Here is a 1,183-nt window from a genome sequence, read left to right as displayed (position 1 = left end):
TCTTCCACGCTGCTCGGCTCACGCCGGGACAGATCGATACCGAGTTCCTCCGCCGCGCGGAAGACGTCCTCGTCGGTGTCGCGCATCTCGATGGACATGCCGTCGCTGGAGAGCACCTCGACGTTCAGGCACAGCGACTGCATTTCCTTGATGAGGACCTTGAAGGACTCCGGAATACCCGGCTCGGGGATGTTCTCGCCCTTGACGATCGCCTCGTAGACCTTCACCCGGCCCAGCACGTCGTCGGACTTGATGGTCAGCAGCTCCTGCAGGGCGTAGGCGGCGCCGTAGGCCTCCAGCGCCCACACCTCCATCTCACCGAAGCGCTGGCCGCCGAACTGGGCCTTACCGCCCAGCGGCTGCTGCGTGATCATGGAGTACGGGCCGGTCGACCGGGCGTGGATCTTGTCGTCGACCAGGTGCAGCAGCTTGAGGATGTAGATGTAACCGACCGAGATCGGGTACGGGAACGGCTCACCGGAACGACCGTCGAACAGCCGCGCCTTGCCGCTCTGCTGCACCATCCGGTCACCGTCACGGTTGGCGACGGTGTTGCCCAGCAGCCCGACGATCTCCTCCTCGTGCGCGCCGTCGAAGACCGGGGTGGCCATGTTGGTACGCGGGGCGACCTTCTCGAAGCCCTTGTCCCTCAGCCGCTCGGCCCACGCCTCGGCGATGCCCGAGATGTCCCAGCCACGCGCGGCGATCCACCCCAGGTGGGTCTCCAGCACCTGACCGACGTTCATCCGGCCGGGCACGCCCAGCGGGTTGAGGATGATGTCGACCGGGGTGCCGTCCTCAAGGAACGGCATGTCCTCGACCGGCAGGATCTTGGAGATGACACCCTTGTTGCCGTGCCGGCCGGCCAGCTTGTCACCGTCGGTGATCTTACGCTTCTGGGCCACGTAGACGCGGACCAGCTCGTTGACGCCCGGCGGGAGCTCGTCGCCCTCGTCGCGGCTGAACACGCGCACGCCGATGACCTTGCCCTGCTCGCCGTGCGGCACCTTCAGCGAGGTGTCACGGACCTCACGGGCCTTCTCACCGAAGATGGCGCGCAGCAGCCGCTCCTCCGGGGTCAGCTCGGTCTCGCCCTTCGGGGTGACCTTGCCGACCAGGATGTCGCCGGGCACGACCTCGGCGCCGATCCGGATGATGCCGCGCTCGTCGAGGTCGGCCAGGA

At 67.1% G+C, this 1,183-nt stretch carries 1 protein-coding gene; it reads right to left on the bottom strand.

Features of this window, described 5'->3' with window-relative positions; translation table 11 throughout:
- Window positions 1–1,183, bottom strand: a 1,183-nt coding sequence (locus tag ACWCSU_RS52835) for a DNA-directed RNA polymerase subunit beta (RefSeq protein ID WP_449945274.1), incomplete at both ends; no start/stop codon positions are given.

It is taken from the genome of Nonomuraea sp. NPDC001699, assembly GCF_053596455.1.
The sequence above is the reverse complement of the archived record's forward strand: the minus strand, read 5'-3'. Positions and strand labels throughout refer to the sequence as shown.